At 67.2% G+C, this 26,315-nt stretch carries 20 protein-coding genes and 1 tRNA gene; 13 read left to right on the forward strand and 8 right to left on the reverse strand.

Annotation, left to right across the window (positions count from 1 at the left end; translation table 11 throughout):
- Positions 1 to 99 precede the first annotated feature (99 nt).
- A complete protein-coding gene (locus tag AC1D0A_RS14345) occupies positions 100 to 2,394 on the reverse strand; it encodes a prolyl oligopeptidase family serine peptidase (protein WP_476946086.1) in 2,295 nt (764 codons plus the stop codon).
- Positions 2,395 to 2,478: 84 nt separating this feature from the next.
- On the opposite strand from AC1D0A_RS14345, the gene AC1D0A_RS14350 reads away from it, so the two are divergent.
- Positions 2,479 to 4,701, forward strand: a complete 2,223-nt coding sequence (locus tag AC1D0A_RS14350) for an FAD/NAD(P)-binding protein (RefSeq protein WP_476946087.1) — start codon at positions 2,479 to 2,481, stop codon at positions 4,699 to 4,701.
- 172 nt (positions 4,702 to 4,873) lie between these two features.
- Here AC1D0A_RS14350 and AC1D0A_RS14355 read toward each other — a convergent pair whose 3' ends face one another.
- The gene (locus AC1D0A_RS14355; protein ID WP_476946088.1) at positions 4,874 to 9,427 is read right to left on the reverse strand and encodes an ExeM/NucH family extracellular endonuclease; all 4,554 of its coding nucleotides are present in this window, start codon (positions 9,425 to 9,427) and stop codon (positions 4,874 to 4,876) included.
- A 374-nt stretch (positions 9,428 to 9,801) separates the two neighbouring features.
- On the reverse strand, positions 9,802 to 10,605 hold the full coding sequence (locus AC1D0A_RS14360) for a VOC family protein (RefSeq protein ID WP_476946089.1): 804 nt from the start codon (positions 10,603 to 10,605) through the stop codon (positions 9,802 to 9,804).
- A gap of 369 nt (positions 10,606 to 10,974) precedes the next feature.
- Here AC1D0A_RS14360 and AC1D0A_RS14365 point away from each other — a divergent pair, with 369 nt between their 5' ends.
- The 4 genes from AC1D0A_RS14365 (at position 10,975) to AC1D0A_RS14380 (ending at position 14,395) form a co-directional block, all read left to right on the forward strand.
- Entirely contained in the window at positions 10,975 to 11,958 is a 984-nt protein-coding gene (locus AC1D0A_RS14365) for a glycosyltransferase family protein (protein ID WP_243181864.1), read from the forward strand.
- The gene (locus tag AC1D0A_RS14370; protein WP_476946090.1) at positions 11,955 to 12,953 is read left to right on the forward strand and encodes a glycosyltransferase family 2 protein; all 999 of its coding nucleotides are present in this window, start codon (positions 11,955 to 11,957) and stop codon (positions 12,951 to 12,953) included. The genes AC1D0A_RS14365 and AC1D0A_RS14370 overlap by 4 nt, the downstream gene beginning before the upstream one ends.
- Positions 12,950 to 13,684 carry a polysaccharide deacetylase family protein gene (locus AC1D0A_RS14375; protein ID WP_476946091.1) on the forward strand — a complete coding sequence of 245 codons (735 nt, stop codon included), beginning with the start codon at positions 12,950 to 12,952 and terminating at the stop codon, positions 13,682 to 13,684. Before AC1D0A_RS14370 ends, AC1D0A_RS14375 begins: the two co-directional genes overlap by 4 nt.
- Positions 13,685 to 13,870: 186 nt before the next feature.
- Positions 13,871 to 14,395: a helix-turn-helix transcriptional regulator gene (locus AC1D0A_RS14380; RefSeq protein WP_279294426.1), complete on the forward strand. Its 525-nt coding sequence runs from the start codon at positions 13,871 to 13,873 to the stop codon at positions 14,393 to 14,395.
- A 261-nt stretch (positions 14,396 to 14,656) separates the two neighbouring features.
- On the opposite strand, the gene AC1D0A_RS14385 is transcribed toward AC1D0A_RS14380, so the two are convergent.
- Positions 14,657 to 15,901 carry an MFS transporter gene (locus tag AC1D0A_RS14385; RefSeq protein ID WP_476946092.1) on the reverse strand — a complete coding sequence of 415 codons (1,245 nt, stop codon included), beginning with the start codon at positions 15,899 to 15,901 and terminating at the stop codon, positions 14,657 to 14,659.
- Between the two features lie 232 nt (positions 15,902 to 16,133).
- Here AC1D0A_RS14385 and AC1D0A_RS14390 point away from each other — a divergent pair, with 232 nt between their 5' ends.
- Entirely contained in the window at positions 16,134 to 16,805 is a 672-nt protein-coding gene (locus AC1D0A_RS14390; RefSeq protein WP_476946093.1) for an MmyB family transcriptional regulator, read from the forward strand.
- Positions 16,806 to 16,839: 34 nt separating this feature from the next.
- Here AC1D0A_RS14390 and AC1D0A_RS14395 read toward each other — a convergent pair whose 3' ends face one another.
- The gene (locus AC1D0A_RS14395; RefSeq protein WP_476946094.1) at positions 16,840 to 17,142 is read right to left on the reverse strand and encodes a YciI family protein; all 303 of its coding nucleotides are present in this window, start codon (positions 17,140 to 17,142) and stop codon (positions 16,840 to 16,842) included.
- A gap of 758 nt (positions 17,143 to 17,900) precedes the next feature.
- Positions 17,901 to 17,988: transfer RNA gene (locus AC1D0A_RS14400), tRNA-Ser, on the reverse strand.
- Positions 17,989 to 18,151: 163 nt separating this feature from the next.
- Here AC1D0A_RS14400 and AC1D0A_RS14405 point away from each other — a divergent pair.
- The 7 genes from AC1D0A_RS14405 (at position 18,152) to AC1D0A_RS14435 (ending at position 24,842) form a co-directional block, all read left to right on the forward strand.
- On the forward strand, positions 18,152 to 19,135 hold the full coding sequence (locus AC1D0A_RS14405) for an NAD(P)H-quinone oxidoreductase (RefSeq protein WP_028276366.1): 984 nt from the start codon (positions 18,152 to 18,154) through the stop codon (positions 19,133 to 19,135).
- 178 nt (positions 19,136 to 19,313) lie between these two features.
- Positions 19,314 to 19,850 carry a PadR family transcriptional regulator gene (locus AC1D0A_RS14410; RefSeq protein ID WP_476946095.1) on the forward strand — a complete coding sequence of 179 codons (537 nt, stop codon included), beginning with the start codon at positions 19,314 to 19,316 and terminating at the stop codon, positions 19,848 to 19,850.
- Between the two features lie 134 nt (positions 19,851 to 19,984).
- Positions 19,985 to 22,324 carry a carbon starvation CstA family protein gene (locus tag AC1D0A_RS14415; RefSeq protein WP_476944166.1) on the forward strand — a complete coding sequence of 780 codons (2,340 nt, stop codon included), beginning with the start codon at positions 19,985 to 19,987 and terminating at the stop codon, positions 22,322 to 22,324.
- Positions 22,325 to 22,337: 13 nt separating this feature from the next.
- A complete protein-coding gene (locus AC1D0A_RS14420) occupies positions 22,338 to 22,529 on the forward strand; it encodes a YbdD/YjiX family protein (RefSeq protein WP_476946096.1) in 192 nt (63 codons plus the stop codon).
- 161 nt (positions 22,530 to 22,690) lie between these two features.
- A complete protein-coding gene (locus AC1D0A_RS14425; RefSeq protein ID WP_476944168.1) occupies positions 22,691 to 23,368 on the forward strand; it encodes a bacterial proteasome activator family protein in 678 nt (225 codons plus the stop codon).
- Between the two features lie 7 nt (positions 23,369 to 23,375).
- Positions 23,376 to 23,843, forward strand: a complete 468-nt coding sequence (locus AC1D0A_RS14430) for a hypothetical protein (RefSeq protein ID WP_243181865.1) — start codon at positions 23,376 to 23,378, stop codon at positions 23,841 to 23,843.
- 153 nt (positions 23,844 to 23,996) lie between these two features.
- Positions 23,997 to 24,842, forward strand: a complete 846-nt coding sequence (locus tag AC1D0A_RS14435; RefSeq protein WP_476944169.1) for an aldo/keto reductase — start codon at positions 23,997 to 23,999, stop codon at positions 24,840 to 24,842.
- 96 nt (positions 24,843 to 24,938) lie between these two features.
- On the opposite strand, the gene AC1D0A_RS14440 is transcribed toward AC1D0A_RS14435, so the two are convergent.
- Positions 24,939 to 25,196 (reverse strand): hypothetical protein, encoded by a 258-nt coding sequence (locus AC1D0A_RS14440; protein WP_279294440.1) that lies wholly within the window; start codon positions 25,194 to 25,196, stop codon positions 24,939 to 24,941.
- Positions 25,197 to 25,232: 36 nt separating this feature from the next.
- Positions 25,233 to 26,282, reverse strand: a complete 1,050-nt coding sequence (locus tag AC1D0A_RS14445; RefSeq protein ID WP_476944170.1) for a hypothetical protein — start codon at positions 26,280 to 26,282, stop codon at positions 25,233 to 25,235.
- Positions 26,283 to 26,315 lie beyond the last annotated feature (33 nt).

Here is a 26,315-nt window from a genome sequence, read left to right on the forward strand (position 1 = left end):
GCAAAACGGCCCGCTCCAGAGCAACGCGGGGTCAGATCCGGCCCATGCGGGGCCCTCCGGATGGGCACTAAGTGACTCCGCGTTGCTTGGGTGCGGGCCTTACGCCTCGGTGCCGGCGAGGGCCCGCCACAGGAAATGCTGGCTGCGGCTTTGCAGGGCCGCTGCCTGCCGGTTGTCCGAAGCTCCCGCGTGGCCGCCCTCGAGAGCCTCGTGGAACCAGACATTGGGGATGCCCATGGCCTGCATGCGGGCCGCCATCTTCCGGGCCTGGACCGGCCCCACCCGGTCATCCGAAGTCGCCGTCCAAATAAACGCCTCCGGGTAGTCCACGCCGTCCTTGAGCAGGTGGTACGGCGAAAACGTCTTCAGGAACTCCCACTGCTCGGGCACGTCGGGGTCGCCGTATTCGCCGATCCAGGAATAGCCCGCGGACAGTTTGGTGTACCGGCGCATGTCCAGGAGCGGGACCCCGCAGGACACGGCGCCAAAAAGCTCCGGGTACTGGGTGAGCATGTTGCCCACCAGCAGTCCGCCGTTGGAGCCGCCCACGCAGCCGAGCCGCTGACGGGACGTGACGCCGCGGGAGATCAGGTCCTTCGCGACGGCGGCGAAGTCCTCGTACGCCCGGTGGCGGTTGCCCTGCAGCGCGGCGCGGTGCCAGTCGGGCCCGTACTCGCCGCCGCCGCGGATGTTCGCCACCACGTAGACGCCGCCGCGGCGGTGTGTGCCCTCGCCCTCTACGCCGCTGGACTCCGCCGTGCGCCGCTCCAGCCACGCCCGGCCGATCGCGCCGCTGTACGCCGGCGTCCGCGAAATCTCGAAGCCGCCGTAGCCGGAAAGCTGGGTCGGGTTCTGGCCGTCCAGCACCAGGTCCTTGGCGGCCACCTGGAAGTACGGAACCTTCGTGCCGTCGCTGGAGGCCGCGAAGTGCTGCTGGACCTCGTAGCCGGCCTCGTCGAAGAACGACGGCGAGGTCCTTATCACCTCGTGCGTGCTGGTCACGCCTTCGGCAGCCCCGCAGTCACTGTCGCGGGCGAGTGTCCCGCGGGTCAGGGTGGTCGGCGTCGTGAAGCCGGTGGCCACCAGCCAGAAGTCGTTCCCTGCGCCCGGCGCCTCGCCTTCGGCGACCGAGGCGGCGCCGCCGGTACCGTCGTCGTCCGAGCCTTCGGCGTCGTCCTCGTCATCCACCGCGAAGGCATTGACGTCGTGCAGGGGCGGGCAGGCGTCCAGCACGGTGGCCGCCCAGGCGGCGTCCGTGCCGGGGCGCCGCGGATCCAGGACGTGGATCTCCGAGGACACGTCCCGGAGCAGGTTCAGCAGCAGGAAGTCCCGCGTCCAGCTCCAGGACTGCAGGGAGGTGTGCGGATCGGGCGTGAAGAGCACGGCGAGGTCCCGGGAGCCGGCGAGGAAGTCCTCGAAGCCGGCCGCGAGCAGGGAGCCCGCCGGGTGGGTGGTGCCGTTGACGGTCCAGTCACGCTGCGGGCGGAACAGCAGCCATTCACGGTGCGAGCTCAGGTTCACGTCCGCCGGCACGTCGATCTGCACCCACGCACCATCGCGCAGCACCGAGGTGTTCTTCTCGAAAAAGCTGATCCAGTCGACGGCAAACGTGCGTTCGAAGCCCGGTGTGGAGTCGTGGGCCACGATCGCCATCATGTGGTCCTCGGGAATGTCGAACAGCTGCTCGGCCTGGGCCAGGGACTCGCCGCGGCGCAGCTTAACCCCGGTGCGGGCATAGGACGAGGTGGTCCGCGGCAAATCGTTGGCGGTGGTGGCGACCAGCAGGGTGTCCCCGTCCAGCCAAGAGGCATTGCCCTTGCCGGTCGGGAGGTCGAAGCCGCCGTCGGCCGGGTCCACGAAGCCGCGGGCCTCGACGTCGAACTCCCGGTGGCGGTTGGCGTCCCCGCCGTCGGGGGAGAACGCCAGCAGGGCCCGCCGGTGGGGTTCACCCGGGGCCGGGCGGAGGAAGTTGGCGCCGTGGAAGACCCAGTCCTGGCCCTCGGCGGCGGCGAGGGCGTCGACATCCAGCAGAACATCCCACTCGGGGGTCCCGGCCCGGTAGCTGTCCCAGCTGGTGCGCCGCCACAGGCCCCGGGGGTTGTCCCGGTCCTTCCAGAAGTTGTAGTACCACTCGCCGTGCTTGCCCACCATGGGGATCCGGTCGGTGGAGTCGAGGACCTCCAGGATCCGGCCTTCCAGATCGGCGTAGTCGGCGTCCTCGAGGAGCTCCTCGGTGCGGGCGTTCTGTTCACGGACCCACGCCAGCTGCTCCTGGCCGTAGGTGTCCTCCAGCCAGATGTTCTCGTCGACGGGTTCGGGGGAAGTCCCTCCAGCCGGGAGGGCGCCGGTGGCCTCGCCGGACGCGGACGGGTGGTCAGCTTCTGTGGTGGTCATTTTCCCATCCAAGAACATCGGTGCGGCAGTGGCAAGTCACACGGAGGTCAAGCCGGCGGCCGGGTTGCCGATACGCTGGATGCCGTGGGCATATCTCGAAGCATCCGGACGGCAGTGATAGGCGCCGGTCCCCGGGGCACGAGCGTGCTGGAACGGCTCCTCGCCAACTGGGCCTCCGCCGGCTCCGCGGGCACCCTGCACATCGACGTGGTCGACCCTTACCCGGCAGGCCCGGGGCACGTCTGGCAGCCCGGACAGTCGCGGCTGTACCTGATGAACACGCAGTCCTTCTATCCCACCGTGGTCCCCGAAGACCCGGAACTCGTGCCGCCCCTGGCCGGGCGCACATTCGACCAGTGGCGCGAACTCCAGCAGGCCCGCCCGCACCCTTCGCTCACTGACGACGAACGTGCCGAGCTCTCCCGGCTCGGCGAGGCGGACTTCCCCAGCCGGGCCCTTTACGGCCGTTACCTGCGGTCCACCCTCGAGGAACTGCTCACCGTGCTGCCGGCCGGCGTCAGCGTGGACTTCCACGCGGCGGCGGCGACGTCCGTCCGCCACGCCGCCGCGGAGGCCGCTGCGGCGCCGGGCCCGGACCTGGCCGCCTCCGGGCCGGCCGGCGCGGAGGACGCTTCGGTGCGGTTCGACGTCGTGCTCGACGACGGCACCATACTTACCGTCGACTCCGTGGTGCTGGCCGTGGGCCACCTCGACGCGCGGTTGAACCCTGAACAGCGGGAGCTGCTTTCCGCGGCGGAGGAACTCGGTCTCCTGTACGTGCCGCCGGCGGCGCCCGCCGACGTCGACTGGTCCCGGGTGCCGGGAGGCAAACCTGTCCTGGTGCGCGGCATGGGCCTGAACTTCTTTGACGTGATGGGACAGCTGACGGAAGGGCGCGGCGGCCGGTTCGTTGCCGGGGAGGGCACCGCTGAACTGACGTATCTGCCGTCCGGCCGCGAACCGCTCATCATCGCCGCCTCACGCCGCGGCACCCCCTACCGGGCGAAGGCGACACTCACCGGCTACTACCCCGGAACGGTCCGGCTGCGCTACTGCACTGAGGGCGCGATCGCGAAGTTCGCCGACTCCGGAATCCGGCCCTCCTTTGACTACGACCTCTGGCCGCTCCTGCACCGGGACGCGGTCTGGGCCTACTACTCCACGCTCGCGCGCTCGCAGCCCGATGCCATCCTGACCGGCCCGGCCGAGTTCCTGCGCGCCCTGGACGAGTCTTTGCGGCCGCACGCCCACTCGACCGCCAAGTGGGAGCACACCGCGCAATCGGTGATTGCCGTCCATGTCCGGGCATCCCACCGCCTGGACCTGCTCGGCCTCGCGGCGCCCCTGGCCGGGCGCTCGTTTGACTCCAGAGCCGAGCTGGACGCCGCCGTCGTCGACTACCTGCTCGACGACGCCCGGCGCTCGGCCCTTGGCGAGGACGATCCGGTGAAGATGGCGATCGGCGCCCTGCACCACGGCCGGGCCGTGCTCAAGACCGCTGTGGCCGATAGTGGCATCACGGACGAATCCTGGGTCGCGGGCCTCCGGGGCTGGTTCGAATCATTCGTGGAAGGCCTGGCGAGCGGCCCGCCCGCGCTGCGCTCCGCGCAGCTCGCGGCACTGGCCCGGGCGGGAATCGTGCGCTTCGTGGGCCCTGACCCCAAGTTCGGCGTGGACCGGCGGGCCCGGATGTTCACCGCGACGTCACCATGGGTGGGCGGCGGAATGGATGAAAGCGCCGACGGCGGGGCGGAAGGTGCTGCGATGGAGCCTGCCGGCGTCGGTGGTGCTGCCGCGGGCGGTGCTGGGGTCCGCGGTTTTGTGGGCAGTGCCGGCGTGCTCGGTGCTGCCTCAGGGACGGCGAAGGCCGGTGCGATATGGGACCGGACGGAGAACGCTGTGTCCGGTTCAGGGGCGGGCGCCGTGTCCGGTTACGGGGCGGGCGCCGTGTCCGCGGCGGCGATGATCGAGGCGCTGGCACCGGCCAACCGGGTGGCCGTCAACTCCTCGCCCCTGCTGGAGCAGTTGCTCGCCGAGGGGCTGGTGCGGCCGCGCCTCATGATGAGCGTGGAGGGGACACCGGTGCAGACTTCGGGGCTGGACGTCGTCCCGCATCCGTACCGCCCGCTCGGTGCCAACGGGTCCGTGACGCCGGGGCTTTACGTGCTCGGGCTTCAGCTCTCCGCCACGCAATGGGGCACGGCCATCGCCGCCGAGGCCCGGCCGAAGACCGGCCCGGTCTACCGCAGCGGACAGCGCACCCTGCGCGACGCTGACGAGATCGCCCGCGACATCCTGGCCCCCTAGCCCGCCGCTCAGGAGCCGCTCAAAGTGGGCATGCCCTCCGGCTTGCCTGCCTCCAAGAATGGACATGCCCTCCCCTGGGGCCGGGCAGTGGATGCGTGGTGCTTATGTCCAGTGCTGCGGGCCAGGGGAGGGCATGTGCCGTGGTGGGGACCGGGGATCCCGGGCTAAGGCATCAGCCCTTGAGGCACTTCCGGTAGACGGCCATGGCTGTCCCGTAGTTCACCTGGCCCACGAGATCCCCGGGCCTGGTCGGCTTGACCGGCGGCGTGCACTTCGGCGGGACGGGGACGCTGGCCGCGACCTTCACCGCCGTTTTCACTACAGTGCCGGATTCGACGGCGGTAAGCACCAGGGTGCCCGCGCCGGCGGCGGCTCCGGCCGGAACCTTCACGTCCACCTGAGCGGCGCCGGCGGTCACTGGTACCGTGCCCAGGGCCGTCACCGTGCCCGCGGCGTCGGTGAACTCGGCGCGCAGCGAGGCATTCACCGGGCTGCCCAGCGAGGTGAGGTCCAGCTTTGAAACCGCCAGTGTGATGGATTCGCCGCCCTTGACCTCGGCCGCCGTCGTGTTCACGACAGCCACGGAGCGGCGGCCGAAGTCCGGCGAGACCGGGTTGTGGGTCTGCAGGTACTTGATCCAGGCATCGCGGTCCACGAGCCCGGAGTCCTTGGTGCCCGCGCCTTCCTTGAAGATGCGGAAGTTGTCGCCGCCGGTGGCCAGGAAGTTGAACGTCCCGATCCGGTAGGACTTCGCCGGGTCGATCAGTGCACCATTGACCCGGATCGAGGTGATCCGGTCACCGGCGGCGCGGGCGGCGTCGTAGGTGTAGTTCACGTTCTTGGACAGGCCCAGCTGCTGGTAGGCACGGCTGGGAACCGTGCCGTCCGGGTTGGTCTGCCACTGCTGCTCCAGCAGGGTCTTGAACTGCGCACCGGTGAGGGACGTGGTCCACAGATTGTTCACGAACGGCAGCACGGCGTTGGCCTCGGCGTACGTGATGGTGCCGTCGGGCGCGTAGTACAGCTCGTTGCGCAGGCCGCCCGGGTTGACGACGCCGATTTCGGCGGCGCCGAGGTCCGGCGCTTTCAGCGCATCGACCAGGGAGTCCGCCACCAGATTGCCGAGGGTGGACTCGCTGCTCCGGTCATCGCGCACAGCCGGGGAACCGGCGAACGCCGTCGTGATATCCGCCGTGACCTTGCCGACAGGCTGGTTGCCGACCACCGCGGCGTCGGCCAGGGCCTTGTCCACAATGGCCTTGACGGCCGCGACCCGCGGGTACTGCGCCACAAGATCCGCTGCCGGTTGCGCGGCGCTCGTGGTGCGCTGGACGTTGCCGGCCTTGTACCCGGTCACCGACATGGTCCTGGTGTCGATGGTCAGCTGGATCTGGCCGATGAACTCGCCGTAGTTTCCGGTCTGGACGATCGGGCGGGTCTTGCCGGTGGGCTGGCCGGCCGAATCCAGGACGGGTGCGTCCCAGGAGTACTGCTTGTGGGTGTGGCCGTTGAAGATCGCCGCCACATCCGGGGTGACCTTCTGGACCATCTTGGCGAAGGGGCCGCCGGCGGCGATTTCCTGCTCCAAAGTGGCCCCGTCGGGCGCGCCCGMCCCGGCGCCGTCGTGGTTCTCCACGATGATGACGTCGGCGAGCTTGTCCGCCTTGATCTTCGCCGCGACCCGGTTGATCGCGTCGACGGGGTCACCGAATTCAAGGTCCGCGATGCCTGACGGCGTGACCAGTGACGGCACCTCCTGCGTGACCGTACCGATCACGGCGACCTTCACGCCGTTCATGTCCAGGACCGTGTATTCCGGCAGGACCGGGGTGGTGGTGCCCTTGGCGTAGACGTTGGCGCCCAGGTACGGGAACTTGGCGTTGGTCCCGCCGGCGGTGACGCGGTCGCGCAGGTCAGCCCAGCCGCCGTCGAACTCGTGGTTGCCCACCGCTGAGGTGCGCAGGTCCAGGGCGTTCAGCACGTCGATGGTCGGCTGGTCCTTGGCGATGGCCGAGGCGAACAGCGAGGCGCCGATGTTGTCGCCGGCCGAGATGAACGCGGTGGCGCCCGGGGCGGCGGCGGCGCGCAGCTTCTCGATCGTCCCTGCGAAGAACACGGTGTTCGAATCGATGCGGCCGTGGAAATCGTTGATGCCCAGGAAGTTCAGCTCCACGCTGGCCGGGGTGACGGGCAAGTTCAGACCCACCACCACGGGATCGTGGTCGCTCGCCCGGAACTGGTCCGGAGCGTAGTAGTCGGTGACGTTGTTGTTGTAGCGGCTGTACTCCAGCGCCACGGATTCCACGGAGTTGATGTTCCAGATGTCCGCGCCGGTGACGGCGGCGTTGGCCGCCGGGGAGGCGAGGATGTGGTCCAGCGAGCCCACGAGGCCGCCGAACAGGTAGGAGTGCTTGGCGGAACCGTCGGCGTTCTTAGCCTTCTCATCCTGGTTGACGTACCCGGCGCCCGTGAGGACGTTGATCGGGTCCTCCTTGGCGTAGGAGTTGAAGTCGCCGATCAGGAAGACCTTGTCCGTGCCCTTGGACTTCTGCAGTTCGTCGGCGAATGCCAGCAGGGACTTGGCCTGGGCGGTGCGGGCCAGGTTCGAGGCGCCCTGGCCCTTGTCGGTGTCCTCCGGCGTCGCGGCGGAGCCCTTGGACTTGAAGTGGTTGGCGATCGCGATGAACTTCTTGTCATCGGCGGCGCCGACGGGCTTGAAGAGCTGGGCCATCGGCTTGCGGGCGCTGGCGAACGCGACCGTGTCGTTGTGGATGATGGATTCGCCGATCGGTTCGGCGGCGGCCAACTTGTAGATGAACGCGGTGCGGATCATGTCCTCGTCGGCCAGCGGGGGTGCGTTGGCCGGCGTGCGGACGTAGTCCCAGATCCCCGGGGTGGCGATGTTCAGCGCATCCACCAGCTTGGCGAGCGCGTCGTCCCGGGTCTTGCCGAACTGGGCCGAGTTCTCGACCTCCATGAGCGTGACGACGTCGGCCCCGGACTTGGAGATGGCGGCGACGATCTTGTCCTGCTGCCGCTTGAAGTTCTCCGCGTTCGCCGCGCCGCGGACGTCGCAGCCGCCCTTGACCGTGATGGGGTTGCCGTCCCGGTCCGGGTAGAACGTACAGCCGGAGATCTGGTCGCCGGTGGTGGGGAAGTAGTTCAGCACGTTGAAGGAGGCAAGCTTGAGATTGCCGCCCACGGCGGCCGGGGTCCCGGCCCGGGTGGCGCCGAAGCTGGCCGGCTGCACGGTGTCCGCGTTGGCGGCCGTCAGCTGCGTCAGGGGCTGGAACTTCCAGGCGCTGTTCGTGTAGCTGAGCACCACGTTGGTTTTGAACGTCACCGGCGCGCCGACCCGGACGGGATCGGCCGTGGTCAGGTACGGGAGAACCTGGGCCTTGGTGGCGGCGTCCTTGAGGAAGTTCGTGGTGGCGCCGTCGTCGAGCTTGATGCCGCGGGCGGCGTTCGCCGCGGCCGTGGCGGTGTACTCCGCAGAACCGAAGGACGCGACGGCGGTGGGCTGCTCCAGCGCGGTGGTGCCGCCGGCCAGGCCGATCTCGCCGTACTGGTTCAGCGAGAAGTTGTCCGCCACGGTGACGGGGCCCTGTGGGGTGAGCAGCATGCCTTCGAGGGATTCACGGAAGGCCTCGTCGGCGGGGAGCGCGAAGCCGGTGGCCTTGACCTCGGGGGCGGCCTCGGTGAGCTTCTTCAGATCGGCCGCCGCGGCGACGTTCAACTGCGTCATGCCGAAGAATTCGCTGACAGCGCCGGTGAGCTCGACGTAGTCGCCGATCCTGACGGAGTCGACCGTGGACGGGGAGTAGACGAACACCGCGTCCGACGCCGCGTGGTTGGCCGGGGTGAGATCGCCGCCCGTGCCGGGGGTCTGGACGTAGTAGCCGGCGAAGCCGCCGGTGGGGAACGTCGCAGTGACCCGGCCCCGCGTAGTGACCGAGGATCCTGCCAGCGGGCTTGCGGCGCCGGTGCCCTGGATTTCGGCAATGGTCTTGGCGGCCGGGGGAGTGCCCGGGTCCACGGGCGGATCCACGGGGCCGGCAGCGCCATTGGCCGCCGTCGGCGTGATGGCGGCGTTCAGTGCGAAGTCGGCGGCGTTGTTGTTGGTGTCGGCGCCGTTGCTGCGGTTCATGCTCTTGACGTCGGTGTTTCCCGACGGCGCCGCGGCCGCCTGGGCCTCGAAGGTGTTGGAAGTGCCGTAGCCGAGGAGGTCCGCGACGTTGGCCGGTTCGATGACCGAGCCTGTCGGCAGCGGATTGAGTGCTGCGGCCTGTTTGGCCAGCACGATCGTGCCGCCGCCACCGGCCGGGTTGAAGCCGGTAGCGGTGGCGTCGGCGGCCGGCAGGTCGGCGCCGGCCGTGCCGTTGCTGCCGCCCTTGAGCAGGTAGTAGCCCTTGGCGGGAATGCTGCCGGCCAGGACTGCCACCGAGCTCGGCGCGCCGGTGCCCGGGGCTGAGCGGTACTGGAGACTCCAGCCCTCCAGTGAGACCGGCGCGTCGGAGCCGTTGTACAGCTCGACAAACTTGTTCTTGAAGGCCGCGCCGGAGCTGCCGCCGCTGAGATAGGCCTCGTTGATGACCACCGGCGAGGTTCCGGCTGCTGCCGGCAACGGTTCGGTGGCGTTAGCCGGCACGGCCGCCGCCAGTGGGGCTGCTATCAGCGCCGCCGACAGCGCTGAGCCCAGCGCTGTTTTCCAGGGTGTTAGTTTCATCCGCTCTAACTCTCATTAGGGTGCCCCGGGTAAAGGGCAGGGTGCAGTGCGTCCGCAGGGTGCAGCGGACAGTGGCCGGCCAGAACTCCTGGTCAAGTCGTGCCGGGCCCATCCAAACAGGGGTGAATGAACAACGTATGGACTAAACGTGCATTCGGCGGGACGCCCCCCAGCGGGACGCGCCGCAGCCTTCCCGGAGCGGCTCGAAAGCCCCGGGCAATGGTGACTGGTGATGCGGGTGAGTTGTGTCCGGGTGCCTCCACCGGACGCTCCACAGCAGAATACCGGCCAGTAGCCCTCAGGGAAGGCTCTGGCCGGTATTTCCTACAACAATTTTTGTAATTAGGTGGGAAGAGCTCTGGTGTCCTGGCCGGTTAGGCGTCCGTGGCGGACTGCCCGCCCTGTCCGATGTCAGCCACGATCTTGAACAACGCGCCCGTGGGGTCGGTCAGTGTGGCGAGCCTGCCGAACGGGGTGTTGTCCGGCCCGTCGATGACTTTGGCGCCGAGGGACACTGCCGTATCGATGGAGGCGTCGGCGTCTTCCACGGCGAAGTAAACCTGCCAGTTGGACGGGACCTCGGCGGGAAGGTAGGCAGACGCGTCCATGATCCCGGCCTTGGCCGCCGGGCCCGCGCCCAGGGTGGTGTAGCGGAACTCCGGGGTGTCGCTCATGACGTCGGTGTCCCAGCCAAACACGTCCTGGTAGAACTTGACGGCGGCGGCGTAGTCCTTGGCGTGGAGCTCGTGCCACGCCGGAGCACCGGGCTCGGCCGCCAGTTCATAGCCCTTCATCTCAGCCGGCTGCCATACGCCGACCGATGCGCCCGTGGCGTCGGCGATCATCGCCATGCTGCCCTGTTCGGGGACGTTCATGGGCGGCATGTAGACCTGGCCGCCGTGTTCCGTTGCAGCCTCGACGGTGGCGGCGGCGTCCTCCGAGCGCAGGTACGTGGACCACATGTCCGGCCACGCGGCCTGATCCTCCTGCTTCTGCATCAGGCCGGCGACGGACTTGCCGTCCTTCCAGGCGGTGATGTAGCCGCCGTATTTTGCTTCGTCGCCGGTCTGGTACGTCCAACCGAACAGCGCACCGTAGAACGCCTTGGCCTTCTCGGCATCGGATGTCATGAGGTCGATCCAACATGGTGCGCCGTTGGAGTGCTCGGGTGTGGGCATGGAAGCTCCTGCTCTCTGTGGCGGCCGTTGACGTGCCCCCGCCGGACTCTGGTTTGTGTGGAGATGGGGTGGAGACACAGAGAGACTATGACGGTGCACGGATAGTTTCAACAGGTGGGTCGAGCGAGGGGTTGGGGCATCGGCCAACGCCGGCGTGTCGTTGACGCTGTACCCAACCATGGCCACCTTGATGCCCGACGCTGCAGTGTCTAGCAATTTGGCCAGATTGTGAGAGGATACGACCACGCCGCATGCCAATGGCGGGGTGTCGCATTAATGTTGCTCGAATGCGAGAGGTGACCATTGAACACTTCGCTAACAGTCCTGCAGTCTTTCCCAGCGCCGCGATCCACGACCAATCCCTATTTGGTGCAACTGGCCGGCGGCCTGCAAGAACTGCCCGATATCAGCGTCATTAACTTCAGCTGGCGCGCTGCTCTCTTTGCCAAGTACGACGTCTTCCACATCCACTGGCCTGAAATCTTGGTCAGCGGTCATAGTCCGCTGAAGAAACTCGGGCGACAGGTGCTCACGCTGGCTCTCCTCGGGAGGCTCGCACTGGCTAGGACGCCCATAGTGCGAACTGTCCACAACGTAGAGCTGCCCGAGGGCATCTCCGTCCGGGAGGTGTTTCTCCTCCGCCTTATTGACCGCAAAACCACGTTTTACGTTCGGCTGAACTCGAGGACGCAGCTGCCGACGGAGCGGCCCAGCGCCACGATTCCACATGGCCACTATCGTGAATGGTTCGCCGACTTTCCGAAGGCGCAGCAGATACCGGGTCGCATAAGCTACGTCGGCCTGATCCGGCGCTATAAGGGCGTTGAGGACCTGATCACGTCGTTTAGGGCAACGGCGGACACCCACCCCGAGCTATCACTTCGGGTGGGGGGTAAACCCTCCACCGGGGAGCTGGGGCAAGCCATGACGGCCTTGTCGCAAGACGACCCAAGGATAAGCCTCAATTTGCAGTATGTCTCCGACGCGGAGCTCGTTGACATCATCTCGAGTTCGGAACTCGTGGTCCTCCCGTACCGATTTATGCACAATTCCGGCGGAACCCTGGCCGCCCTGTCTTTGAATCGACCTGTGCTGGTTCCGGCCAATGACGTCAACCAAGCGTTGGCCGTCGAAGTCGGGCCGGGATGGGTGTTTCAGTACACCGGGGCGCTAACGCCCGAAATAATCCTTCAAACGTTGTCGTCAATTACAGCGGAGGGTCACCGGAGGCGCCCGGACCTCTCTTCGCGGGACTGGGAAGCGGGCTCGGTGGCCCACAGGGAGGCCTATGAACGGGCGCTTGCCAATGGTGTTGCCCGCTCACCGCAGCCGCAGAATGCGGGCCACCCGTGAAACAACAGACGCTGCTCGTCGCAGTGCTGACGTATCGACGCCCCGCAACACTTGAACGGGGGCTCGCAACCATGCTCCGGCATGTTGAGAAACTCGCTCGGGACACGGACCGGGCGATTTCGCCCAGTATCGTCGTCGTCGACAACGATCCGGCTGAAAGCGCGAGAAGCACAGTCATCGGCTTTCATTCCGACCTGATCCGGTACGTTCCCGAGCCGGTACCCGGGATATCGGCTGGTCGAAATCGAGCATTGGACGAAGCCGCCAACCACGATTTGCTCGTCTTCATCGACGACGACGAGGAGCCGCAGGAACTCTGGCTGGAGCCGCTGCTGGACACGTGGCGGCAGACCCGTCCAGCCGCAGTCATGGGAAGAGTGGTTTCGCAGTTTGATGCTGAACTTGATCCCTGGATTGCCGCTGGTTCTTTCTTCCGCCGCCGGAGGCTGCCGACCGGGACGGTGGTGCCGGTGGCGGCGGCGGGCAATCTCTTGCTAGACATGCGCCAAGTCCGGAAAGCCGGTGTACGTTTCAACAATAATTTCGGTCTCTCAGGAGGCGAGGACACTCTTTTCAGTCGGTTGCTTGTGCGGGCGGGCGGAAAGATTCTCTGGTGCGACGAATCGGTGGCGACGGACTTCGTTCCCGCTGATCGCACGACCCGGAACTGGGTTCTCCGAAGAGCATGGAGCCACGGAAATTCGGCCGCATTGGTCGACATCCACTCGGCGGAAAGAGCCATGCAAAGGGGGGTGGCGCGCCTGATGTCGGTTTTCCGCGGCATACTGCGAATGTGCGGCGGGTCCTTGCGGTTCGGCTTCGGGACGCTCATGGCATCCCACCGCCATCAGGCGCGAGGATTGCGGACAGCCTACCGCGGTGCAGGGATGCTCGCCGGGGCGATTGGAGTCGCCTATCTTGAGTACGCGCGCGAAAGACGCTCGCAGACGTGGTTCAGGCGGCCAGCCGTCCGCCGGCCGGGAAATAGCGGATGAAGCACCTGACGCGGGTTGTAGTTCGCGCAGCCAAGCCCATCATCCGCGCACATTCAGGTTTTGTCGGCTCGGTCGTGGCCGTCGACACGGCGGTCCGGAATATTGTCCTGACCTATGACGACGGCCCAGAGCCAGGCGGGACAGACAGCATCCTGAAGGTGCTTGATGAACGGCAGTTGAGCGCCACGTTCTTCGTGCTGCTCAGCCGAGCACGCCGGCATCCGGGCTTGCTGGGCGAAGTCGCAGCTGCGGGCCATGAGATAGCCCTCCACGGACTTGACCATCGGCGGCTCACTGGCTTTTCTTTTCGTGAAGTTGCTCAAAGGACCAGGGATGGCCGCGCCGAGCTCGAAGATTTGATCGGCAGCCGGGTCGAGTGGGTCCGTCCACCATACGGCCGGCAGACATTGGCTAGTTGGCGCGCGGTCCAGTCCGCCGGGCTTATGCCCGTCATGTGGGGTGCCACGAGTTGGGATTCCAGGGAGATGCCCCAATCCGACCGTATCCGCAAGGCAATGACCGGTGCGGTCCCCGGGGCTATCCTCCTTTCGCACGACGGTCACGCTGGCCCGGCAGACGGCGTCGACGACGGACCCTCACCATCGCTGGACAGGGGAAAGCTAACCGCCGGGATCGTCGATGCGTGCGAAGATCGCGGACTGGGTGCCTGGTCGCTGCGGGATTCCCTGCAACACGGAACTCCTGTGCGCGCTGCATGGTTCAAGAAGTAATGCTGTGGCCAACATTCCGGCCAAAGATGCTGACTGAATAGACGAGTAAAGGCCGGCCCGAACGATCTTTCGATCGCCCCGGGCCGGCCCCTGAACCGCGCAAAATCTGCGCTCCCGCGGAAGGTAAGAGCTTCGAACTCTTGGTACGGGGTCACCGCACACTGGTTTTCAAGTTTTGTCAGGTCGATGTCGGTTCGGGCGAGCAAGTGCCATAGCGTCCCTGACTCCCAGATTTATCCCGAACTGCGCAAGATGGAACGTGAAGGGCTCCTTGAGGGGGAGGAGATGCCGGGCGGGCGCTCCGGAACCAAACGCCGTTACCACATCACGGCGTCAGGGAAAGAGGCCTTTGCGGCCTGGATGGACACACCCAACACCTATCAGCCTGAGCGCGACCAGGTCCGCCTGCGTGCGACTTACATGGAAACCGCGGAGCCCTCGGCAGCTCGGGCACAGCTTCGGGCGCATATAGAGCACCACAGTGACCAGATCCAAGGATGGGAGAAAATCCTTTACCAGATCGACTCCGGCGCCTCGCCCATACTTAACCGTCGGCTCGAGAAAATGGCACCGGAGGACCGAGAAGGTACCCGGGCTTTCAAACGCTATGCCTACGAGGGGCTGATTCTCGACTCTGAAGCCGAAATTTCCTGGGCGCACCGGGGATTGCGGCTGCTCGACAGGCTTTACGGAGCGGAAGCAGGCGCCTGAGGCTAGGGGCACAGCAACCACTCACCAGCTGCGGACCCGTGCCGCGCTAACCAGGGGCAACAACCTCCATCGCGGCCCGGACGCAGGACAAGAAGGATTCAGCTGGGCTGAATCCTTTTCCTTTGCCGAGGAGAAACAGGAACGGCCGGCCTACCAGCCGGCCGTTCTTGTCCCGTCACCATTGTCGCAAGGCATGGACACCGGTCTCCCCGGAACGTTCCGGGGATCATTGCCGTAGCTGTTCTTGGCACCAATAGCCAGTCAGAGCCGGCGCGGGAATGCCGAGCGGCGGCCGTACAGGGTGAGCAGCAGGGCGGTGATGCCGAGGGCGATCATGACGACCGGGAGCGCCAGCCCGTCGAATGGGGTCAGGAGGAGCGCGCCGAGAATGCCCGCGCCGAAGATAGCCAGGTTGAAGGCGACCGGGAGGAATGCATTGGCGACGTCGGCGTTGTCGCCTCCGGCGGTGGTGAGTGGTCCCTGGACTTGGGCTGATGCGCCGCCGAAGGTGAGGCCCCAGAGCGCGGCGGCGATCAGGATGGCGACTACCGATGCATGTCCGATCAGCAGAATGAGTCCGGAAGCGACGAACACGGTGACGCTGAGGTGAAGGAGGGGCCTCGGGTGGCGGTCCAGCAGCGCACCGGTGACGGCGACCCCGACGACGGACGCGATGCCGTAGACCAGCAGGACCAGGCTGGCGGAGAGGCCGGTGCCGGTGGCCCGGAGGTAGGGGGCGATGTAGGTGTAGATGGTGCTGTGGGCGAGCATCCAGGCGACGATGACGGCCAGGATGACGGCGACGCCGGGGATTTTGAACACCCGGCCCAGGGGGAGCCGTGACGCCCGCGGTTGGCCGGCGGCGTCGGGGACGCATCCGAGGATCAGCGCAGCCACGATGACCCCCAGGGCGGACAGGGCACCGAATGACCAGCGCCAATCGAAAGCTGTTCCGATCCAGGCGCCGAGTGGGGTGCCGAACGCGAATCCGAGGGGCGCCCCGGTGGACACGATGGCCAAGGACAACCCGGCGTGCCGGGGCGGGCTGATGCGGCGCCCGTAAGCGGCGAGCATTCCCCAGATGATTCCCGAGAATGCGCCCGCAAAGAATCGTGACACGAGTGACAACGTCACATCGGGGGAGACTGCGGTGACCGTGGTGGCAAGCACGAGACCGGCGATACCGCCGAGCAGGAGCGGCTTTCGTCGCATGCCACGCGTCAGCATGATCGCGGGGATGGTGACGATGACCGTTCCGAGGGCGTACGCGCTGACCAGCAGACCCACCGTACCTTCGCCGGTGTGGAGGCCGGCGGCAATGACAGGAAGCAGGCCGGCGGGCATCGTCTCGGTGGCGACGAGGATAAATCCCATGGCGGCCAGGACCACCAGTGCGGTCAGGGGCAGTCTTTGCTGTGCATTGTTTTCTTGTTCGCTGCCCTCTGGTGTGGCGTCGACCAAGGCACTGGCTTCCTGTGCCGGTGTTCGGGTGGGGGCGGTCGTCATGCGGTTCCTTTCGTGCGTGGCGGTATTGCCTCAGCGTTGGGGTTGGTCAAGCGTGGCTGTGTAGCCACCGGAAGCGGCGCCTCGCCCGACGTCGTCGACCGTTCCGCAGGCCGCGAAGCACCGCTCAACCCTCCGGCCAGTCAATCCCGATTTCCGCGGGCGGGGGAGTCCCCGGTGAGACGTGTACCGGGAGGGAACCCCTTGTTCGGCCGCAGCGATTTACCCTTGATGCATGGATAACCGGGGTGAAGTGCGTGAGTTCCTGATGTCGCGCCGTGCACGACTGACGCCGGAACAAGCGGGCCTTGCGGCAGGCTCGAACCGACGGGTGGCCGGATTGAGGCGCAGCGAGGTTGCGGTTCTCGCCGACGTCAGCGTGGAGTATTACGCCAAGCTGGAGCGCGGTTCCATCGCCGGTGCGTCCTCGTCCGTGCTCGAAAGACGGCATCCCGACCTCTGGACGGGGGCGCCCGCGGGCGGCCGCACCCCGAACTTGGCGCGGTTCCAGTTCCTCGACCCCGCCTCGCGCGACTTCTACCCAGACTGGGACTTGTTCGGTGAAATGTGCGTCGGCATCATGCGCGCTGAAGCCGGCCGCGACCCCCACGACCGCACCATGCAGGACCTGGTCGGCGAACTGTCGACCCGCAGTGAGACGTTTCGGACACTGTGGGGCGCCCATAATGTGCGGACTCACGGGTCCGGCACGAAACGCTTTCACCACCCCGTGGCCGGCGAACTCACGCTGGCCTACGAGGAACTGGCGATCACCGCGGAACCGGGCCTGGTCCTCTTGGTCTACACCGCCGAGCCGGGCTCGCCCTCAGCGGAACGGCTGCACCTCCTCGCCAGTTGGAGTGCAAGCGAAGACGCCACGATCGAACGGCGGCGGGCAACCAGCTGACGGGAGGCAAGTTCCGTGCCCGCCAGAGAGCGTGCTACCCGGCGCCGGAGTTGCCTTGGAGGTAGTTCAGGCTGATGAGCAGCGCCTTAAGCTGGGCGTACCGGTCTGTTGCCATCCAGGCCTTTGCGGCGGCCCGGGTCGGGAACGCGGGGTCGTTGAAAAGAACACTCGTGGTGAGCCCGCCGTTCCCCGTGGCCAGGAGCCCGCAGCTTGAGGTGACGCCTTTGCCCTGCTCCAGGTATCGAGGGTCGCGGAGACCCATTCCGTAAAAATCGCGGGTCGAAGAGGATTCCACGGCGAACCCAAAAACGGGTTTAGTGCCGCCCGGTGCGGTCATTCCCGGAGCCTGCACCTTATCGAACACTTCGCGGGAGGTGGGCGCAGTTGCGCAACCAGTTGTAAAGCCATTTTGTAGTGAGAGCAGATCGTTGCCGGCGCCATCGGAAACGATCGCCTCAACGCCGGGGACGGTTCGGGCAGGCGGGAGGACCGTTCGCACGGTCCAGGTCGACGGATACGTGAAGGAAATGTGGCCATCCGGGAAAGTGAACGTCTTCCGCGCAGGTGCTGCAGGCTTCGCTGACGGGGCAGGCGCCGCAACCGGGGGTGCCGCGCTGGCGGTCGGGGCCACCGGTGCTGGAGTGGCGGTTGGTGTGGCCGTCACGGTCGGCGCGGCCCCAGCCGTGGCCCCCGTGGTCGAGCGCGGAGCGGCAGCGGCAGGATTAGTTCCTGGCTGTGATGCACATCCGGCAAGGACGAGGCTGAGCGCAATGCCCGCCATTGTGACATGCGCGTAAAACCCGGTGCGGTTGAGACCCACTTTTTGGTTCCCCCAATATTTGCGACGGCCGGGTGAATATCCCGCTCGAGACCTCAGTATCAGGGATGCGGCCGGAAGTTATTGTCAGGTCTGAAAGACGGCGCAGAACCGTTACCTTGGGCTGCCAGTTGGCCGCCAACCCGACCGACATTCACAGCTGATAATTCTTGGGCCGGTCGGGAGTTTCACTCCGGGCGGAGACGAGTAAGGCCGGCCGGAACGATCTTTCGATCGCCCCGGGCCGGCCTCTGAACCGCGCATGATCTGCGCTCCCGCGGAAGGTAAGAGATTCGAACTCTTGGTACGGGGTCACCGCACACTGGTTTTCAAGACCAGCTCCATCGGCCGCTCGGACAACCTTCCCTAACGAGTAGTCTTTCATAGGCAGTCGGCTGCAACAAAAACCAAAAACACGGTGCGCTTGCGGACGCGTGCAGCTCCCCGCCATATTCTGGGGAGTGATGTTGATCGGACCTGGCGATCGCGGCGAACGTGCGCGGAGCCAGTTAGGAATCGGGAGTGCTCCATGAAGGCTGTCTATATCTCAGAGCCCGGCGGACCCGAGGTCCTGGAAGTCCGTGAGGTTCAGGCCCCGGTGGCCGGCCCCGGCGAGGTGCTGATCGACGTCGTGGCCGCGGGCCTTAACCGTGCCGATGTCCAGCAGCGCAAGGGCTTCTACCCGCCGCCCCCGGGCGCCTCCGAGGTCCCCGGGCTGGAGGTCTCCGGCCGGATCGCAGGGTTCGGTCCGGGCGTGACCAAGGCGTTTTCCGTGGGGGACAAGGTGGTGGCGCTGCTCGCCGGCGGCGGCTACGCCCAGCAGGTGGCCGTCCCCGCGGGTCAGGTCCTGAGGATCCCCGACGGCGTGGATCTGGTCACGGCGGCGTCGCTGCCCGAGGTCGCGGCGACGGTCTATTCCAACCTGATCATGACGGCGCAGCTGCAGCCGGGCGAAACTGTCCTCATCCACGGAGCCACAGGCGGTATCGGCACCATGGCCATCCAGCTGGCCAAGGCCGTCGGCGCCCGCGTGGCCACGACGGCCGGGAACGCGGAAAAAGTCGGCACCGCCAAGGCCTTCCTCGGGGCGGACATCGCCATCAACTACGCGGAGGAAAACTTCCCGGCGAGCCTGCGCGCGCAAAACGGCGGCAAAGGCGCGGACGTCATCCTCGACGTCGTCGGGGCCAAATACCTCGAGCAGAACATCGATGCGCTCGCCGACTACGGACGCCTCGTGGTGATCGGGCTGCAGGGCGGCGCGAAGGCGGAACTGGACCTTGGCCAGCTGCTGCAGAAACGGGCCGCTATCATCGCCACCGCACTGCGTCCCCGCCCGGTGGAGGAAAAGACAGTGATCATGAACGCCGTCCGCGACGCCGTGTGGCCGATGCTGACCGACGGCAGGATCCGGCCCCTCGTGGCCAAGAGCTTCCCGCTGGACCAAGTCGCCGCCGCGCACACCTACTTCGACTCCGGCGACCACGTGGGCAAGGTCCTGCTGGTCATGTAGCGGGGCGCCGGATCCGGCCTAAAACCGCAGGTCCGGGCCGACTTATTCCGTGCGGGGCATGCGCTGTTTTGCGACAAAGTCACCAAAGACGATAGCGTGGTTCCATACGCGGTATACACGCGTCTTGGGGCGCGTGTATGCTGTGTGATTTCGTGACTTAGCGATTCCGGGGGGCGCCATGTCTATACGTCACAGTCTCCTCGCCCTCTTGCAGGACCGCCCGCGCTACGGGTACCAGCTCAGGACCGAATTCGAGGACCGCACCGGGTCCTCCTGGCCGCTGAACATCGGACAGGTCTACACCACCCTGGACCGGCTGGAACGCGACGGGCTGGTCCGCAAAGACGGCGGCGACGGCGACGGGCACGTCATCTACAGCATCACCACGGCCGGGCGGACCGAAGTCGGCGCCTGGTTCACGGCCCCGGTATCCCGCGCGAATCCGCCCCGGAATGAACTGGCCATCAAGCTCGCCCTCGGCCTCACGATTCCCGGGACAGACGTCGGCGCCATCATCCACGCCCAGCGGACGGTCTCCATCCGCGCGCTGCAGGACTACACCAAGTCCCGCCGCGACACGGCCGCGCTTCAGCGCCCGGCCGACACCGCCAGGCTCCTGGTGCTGGATTCCCTCATCTTCCAGACCGAAGCCGAGGTGCGCTGGCTGGACCTCTGCGAGGCCCGCCTCGTGCAGCTCAGCAACCTCCGGGCGTAGCCGGGCCGACCGCTCGTCGCGCAATCCACACCGCCGGGCGCAGGGCTGCGGCCGGGACCCGCCCGCATTGGTAGGGTGCCGGAGGGCAGTTCTGTACCGGTGGACTGCCCAGCTGGGTTTCTCAAGGAGGAGACATGGGCACAATGCCAGATGGCACACAACGCGAAAGCACAAACAACCTCACGCAGGGCAGCGCGCGTGGCACCGCGCAACTCGACGACGGGGTCGTTCCGGACCCGTCCCTCCCGCCGACGTCGGTGGATGAGTCGGTCCGCGACGCCGCGGACCGCGCCTGGACGCCCGCCAAGATCGCGCTGTGGGCGGCCATTGCGCTGCTGGGCGGGATCGCCTGGTTCATGCTCGCCATCATCCGCGGCGAGACCGTCAATGCCATCTGGTTCGTGTTCGCCTCCGTCTGCACCTACCTGATCGGCTACCGCTTCTACTCCAAGGTCATTGAGCGTTACCTGACCAAGCCCAACGACCGCCGTGCCACCCCGGCCGAATACAAGGCCGACGGCAAGGATTACGTCCGGACGGACCGCAACGTCCTCTTCGGCCACCACTTCGCCGCCATCGCCGGCGCCGGCCCACTGGTGGGCCCGGTCATCGCGGCCCAGATGGGCTACCTGCCCGGCACGATCTGGATCATCATCGGCGTCGTCCTTGCCGGCGCCGTCCAGGATTACCTCGTCCTGTTCTTCTCCATGCGCCGCGGGGGCCGGTCCCTGGGCCAGATGGCCCGCGAGGAACTCGGCGTCATCGGCGGCACGGCCGCCCTCATCGCAACCCTGCTCATCATGGTGATCATCGTCGCCATCCTCGCCCTGGTGGTCGTCAACGCCCTCGGCGAGAGCCCCTGGGGCGTCTTCTCGGTGGGCATGACCATCCCGATCGCCCTCTTCATGGGCGTGTACCTGCGCTTCATACGGCCGGGCAAGGTCATGGAGGTGTCCCTGATCGGTTTCGTGCTGCTCATGGCCGCCATCATCGGCGGCGGCGCCGTGGCGGGCACCGAATGGGGTGCCGCGTTCTTCCACCTGGACAAGGTCACCATCGCCTGGGGCCTCATCATCTACGGCTTCGTCGCAGCCATCCTGCCCGTCTGGCTCCTCCTGGCCCCCCGCGACTACCTCTCCACGTTCATGAAGATCGGCGTGATTGTGATGCTGGCGCTGGCCATCATTGTGGTCCGCCCCGAAATCACCGTGCCTGCCTTCAGCGAGTTCGCCGGCCGGGACAACGGTCCGGTGTTCTCCGGCGCCCTGTTCCCGTTCCTTTTCGTCACGATCGCCTGCGGCGCGCTGTCCGGGTTCCACGCGCTGATCGCCTCCGGCACCACACCGAAGCTGATCGAGAAGGAGCGCCAGACGCGCCTGATCGGGTACGGCGGCATGCTCATGGAATCCTTCGTCGCCATCATGGCCCTCGTCGCCGCAATCTCCATTGACCGCGGCATCTACTTCGCCATGAACGCCCCCGCGGCGCTGACCGGCGGGACCGTCGAGACCGCGGCCGCGTGGGTCAACAGCCTGGGCCTGTCCGGCGTCAACATCACGGCCGGTGATCTCGCGCAGACGGCCAAGGACGTGGGGGAGCAAAGCATCGTGTCGCGTTCGGGCGGCGCGCCCACCCTCGCCGTCGGCCTTGCCCACATCATGCAGCAGTTCATCGGCGGCACCGCGATGATGGCCTTCTGGTACCACTTCGCCATCATGTTTGAGGCCCTCTTCATCCTCACGGCCGTCGACGCCGGCACCCGCGTTGCCCGGTTCATGCTCCAGGACTCGATCGGCAACTTCGTCCCGAAGTTCAAGGAACACTCCTGGCGCCCGGGCGCCTGGCTCTGCACCGCCATCATGGTGGCCGCCTGGGGCGCGGTCCTGCTGATGGGCGTCACTGACCCGCTGGGCGGCATCAACACCCTGTTCCCGCTGTTCGGGATCGCCAACCAGCTGCTCGCGGCCATCGCCCTCTCGGTCTGCCTGGCCATTGCCGCCAAGCGCACCGCCCCGAAGTTCCTGTGGATCGTGGCGGCGCCGCTGGCGTTGGCCGCCGTCGTGACCATCACGGCGAGCTTCTACAAGATCTTCTCGCCCGTTCCCGCGGTGGGCTACTTCGCCAACAACGCAGCCTTTGCCAAGGCTCTGGCGGACGGCAAGACCTCCTTTGGGACCGCCAAGACCCAGGCCGCCATGGAGGCCGTGGTCCGCAACACGATGATCCAGGGATGGCTCTCGATCATCTTCGTGGTGTTAAGCATCGTCGTCATCATCACGGCAGTGATGGCAACCATCAAGGCCCTGCGGAACACCGCCGCGGGGCTGCCCAACGCCGAGCACGAAGACCCCGCACAGGCCTCCCGAGTCTTCGCCCCGGCAGGGTTTGTCCCCACGGCGGCGGAGCGTGACCTCGTGGCCGAATGGAACCAGCTCCCGGCCGGAGGCCGGCTCGAAAAGTCCGGGCACCACTGATGCGGGGCCGGACGTGAACGCGGTCCTCGCTGGGTTCCGCGGGTTTGCCGGGTACCTCAGCGGTGTGCTGGGCGCCGATGCCTACAAGAAGTACCTGGAGCACCATGAGGCCTCCGGGCACACCAGCCTTCCCCTCACCGAGCGGGAGTTCTGGCGTGACCGGACCGACCGGCAGGACACGAATCCGCAGGGGCGGTGTTGTTGAGGCGGTGTTGTTGAGGCGGTGTTGCTGAGCGGCTGATGCTGGGCAGCTGGCCCGGCCGGGCCGGGGGAGGGGCGGCGTGGGGCACAACGGTGTCCGACGCCGCCCCTCCGCTTCCGGCGGACGCCGGGTCCGGGCCGCCCGGCGCGTGAGAGTATGAAGCCATGAGCGATCAGCACGACACTCAGCCCCGCGCCCAAACTGCCGACGACGTGCCCGTCGAAGGCACACCCGTGGATGACGCCCTGCCCGGGACGCCGCTGGCGCCACCGGCTGCAGTGCCGCCCGGCCGCGCCGGTGGACCCGGTGCCGGGCCCAGGCCGCCCCGGGGCAGCGAACTTCAGGACCTCGTGGACCAGCCCGCCAAGGTCATGCGGATCGGCACGATGGTCAAGCAGTTGCTGGACGAGGTGAAGTCCGCGCCCCTTGACGACGCTGCCCGCGTCCGGCTGGCCGAAATCCATGACCGGTCCATCAAGGAACTCGAGGACGGCCTGGCCCCGGAGCTCGTTGAGGAGCTTGAACGGATCAACCTCCCCTTTCCGGAGAACGCAACCCCCTCCGACGCGGAACTGAGGATAGCCCAGGCCCAGCTGGTCGGCTGGCTTGAGGGGCTCTTCCACGGCATCCAGACGGCCATCGCGGCGCAGCACGCCGCCAGGGAGCACACCTACGCCCAAATGCAGCTGCGCCAGCTGCCGCCCGGAACCGTGATCGCGCCGGGCGTCATCATCGGGGAAAACGGCGAACCGGTCCGCGCCGCCGCGCCGCGTCACGGCGCGGAGTCCCCCGAGCCGCCCGAACCCGCGGACCCGGACCATGGCCCGGGCCAGTACCTTTAGCGCGACCTTGGGCTTCTTCAGCGCAGCACGGCAAGGCCGCAGGGACGACGCAGAACTTGGCAAGGGGCTCTGGCGGCGCGCCCACGACCGGTTCAACCGCGGGCTTGACCGCTACCACCAGGTCCTCGAGGGGGTCGAAGACGAGGCCCTGTACGGCGAGCTCGTCGAGATCGCCAATCAGCTCTCCGCGCTCGCGCCCCGGGTCCGGCAGGTCTGCGTGGAGGCCCAGCGGCGCTTTCCCAGCAATGGATTGGACATCCCGGGGCCGTTGGCAGGGGTCCACCGCGCCCTGTCGACGGCGGGCAACTCCCTGGCCATGACGGCTGAGGCGGCCGCGATGCTCCGGCTTGCCGTGGGTCCGGTCCCGGCGGGCGCCGCGTCGGTGCGGCGGCGCGCCGATTCCGTGCTGGAACAGGTCCACGACGCCGAGCGGCGGCTTGCGGAAGCCGACGGCGGCGGCCCGACGCCAGCCTGAGCCGCTACGCGAATTAGTCTCTTGCACAGGCCCGCCCTGGCATGGCTGGGTTTCCCGACATTCCCTTAATTTCCCGGGTATTCCCGGTTACGCGCCTAGCTTAGCGGCGCCCTGTCGCTGGCCGGAGGGCGCCGAAGTTGGCAGGATACTTATATGACTTTTTCACCGGAACTGACTTTCAATGACGGCAACACCATCCCCCAGCTTGGCTACGGCGTGTGGCAGGTTGAAGATGACGTGGCCGAAAAGGTGGTTGTCCAGGCGTTCGAGGCCGGCTTCCGCCACATCGACACGGCAAAGATCTACGGCAACGAAGCAGGCGTAGGCCGCGCCATCGAGCGTTCCGGCCTCAAGCCCGAGGAAATTTTCATCACCACCAAGCTGTGGAACGCGGACCAGGGCTACGAGTCCACCCTGAAGGCGTTCGAGGAATCCATGGAGCGGCTCGGCCTCGAGACCCTGGACCTGTACCTGATCCACTGGATGCAGCCCAAGCAGGACAAATACGTTGACACCTGGAAGGCCCTCATCGAGCTCCAGAAGCAGGGCCGGGTCAAGACCATCGGCGTCTCCAACTTCACCAAGGAGGGCCTGCAGCGCCTGATCGATGAAACCGGCGTTGTTCCGGCCATCAACCAGGTCGAACTGCACCCGTTCTTCAGCCAGGCCGACCTGCGCGAGTTCAACGCGTCCAAGGGCATCCTCACCCAGGCATGGTCGCCGCTGGGCCAGGGCGGCGAGCTCCTCGAGAGCCCCGTCATTGACCAGATTGCCGCCAAGCACGGCGCCACCCCGGCCCAGGTTGTCATCGCCTGGCACCTGGCCATCGGCAACGTGGTCATTCCGAAGTCGGTGACCGAGTCCCGGATCCGCGAGAACTACGCGGCCCTGGACGTCAGCCTCGACGAGACCGACATCCAGGCCATCAACGGGCTGGACCGTTCCGCCGAAGATGCCGGCCGGATCGGACCGGATCCGGCCGTCTCCGACTTCGCCTAAGCACCTCCCGTGACGCCGGCAGCCAGCCGGCGTTCGCACAGGGCCTTCACCCCGCACGGGGTGGAGGCCCTTCGGGCGTCCCGAAAGCCTCCGGAGTCAGGCGGCGGCCCGGCGCTCTTTCGCCGGAATTGCATCGACCACGGCCCAGCCGTCTTCGCCCGCAACGCAGCGGCTGGCGAAGCGGTCTGCGGAGGCAGCGTCATCGAAGCTCTCGGTGCGGATCCGGCCGCAGTCGGTGTCCAGGTAGGTGACCACGAAATGCAGTGCGCCATCCTGTGCGTCGTTGAAATCCGCCTCAAAATCTGACTCGATATCATGGCGGAAACCCTGCTGGAAATTCTGGTTGTTCTCCATGATTCCAGTGTGCGACTGACCACCGACACTAAGACTTCACTCCTCCGGCGTGTTGCCGAGCCGCAGCACCCGTTCCCGCGCCAGGACTTCCTTGCGGCGCTGCCGGTCGGCGGCCCGTGCCGTCTGCTGCGCCAGAGCCGACGCCAGCTCGTGATCCTTCCGGGCCGTTTTGAGCCCGGCTTCTGCCGCGTCCAGACGCCGCCTGAGCTCGCGCACCTCGTCGGCCAGCCGGCTGGTTTCCGCCGTCGCCTCCGCCAGCTCCGCGGCCGCGCGGCCTGCCTCCTCGTCGGCTTCCGCGGCGGCCACTTCGGCCGCCTCCAGGGCGGTCCGCGCCCGTTCCACTGCCGACGGCGTGGGCGTCATCCGTGCCGTCCCGACGGCCCGGAGGCGGGGCTGTTCCGTTGTCGGCTTTCCACCGGCAGTTCCGCCGCGCTGTGCGGTCCGGTCCGCCGGTTCTGTCCCGCCGGCGGCGGTCGCTGGTGCTGACCGGTGGACGCTGGCCGTTCCAGGCGCGGTTCCAGGCGCGGCTCCAGTGCCGGGCACCGACGCCGAATGGCTCCCCGGGACCGCCACTGCGCCGGCGAGATCGACGACGTCGACCCCGTCCGCCGAGAGCGCCCGGAGCAGACAGCCGCTTTGCACGGCGGCGGCGGCCCCCGCGTCGGCGGTGGCGGCCCGCAGGGTCTGCTCCACTTCCGTCGCGACGGCGGCGCTGATGGCCCGTCCGTGCCGGGCCGCCAAGGCCTGTGCCGCTTTCACCGTGCTGGCGAGGAGCTGGCGCCGCTGCTGGGCGAGGCGGCGGAGGTCCGCTGCATCCAGGGCATCCTGAGCGGCCTGCATCGACGTCCCCAGCTCAGCCAGCTCCCGCAGGATTTCGGGGCTGTGCGCCGCCAGCATGTTCACCGCCCACGCCGCGACCGACGGCTTGGGCAGGGCACGGACTGCGGCCGCCAGGGCACGCTGCTCGGCGGCGGTGACACCCGCGGAACTGACGTCTTTGGCCGCCGCCGTTCTAGCTGCCACGAACTCCCCGTAGGGCAATGCATAGAGCGGCCCGGCAATGCCCGCTAGTTCCCGCGATCCCATGCAAGAATCATAGGAGTCTGGCCCCGCCGCGAG

This window comes from Arthrobacter sp. P1_D4 (genome assembly GCF_056406115.1).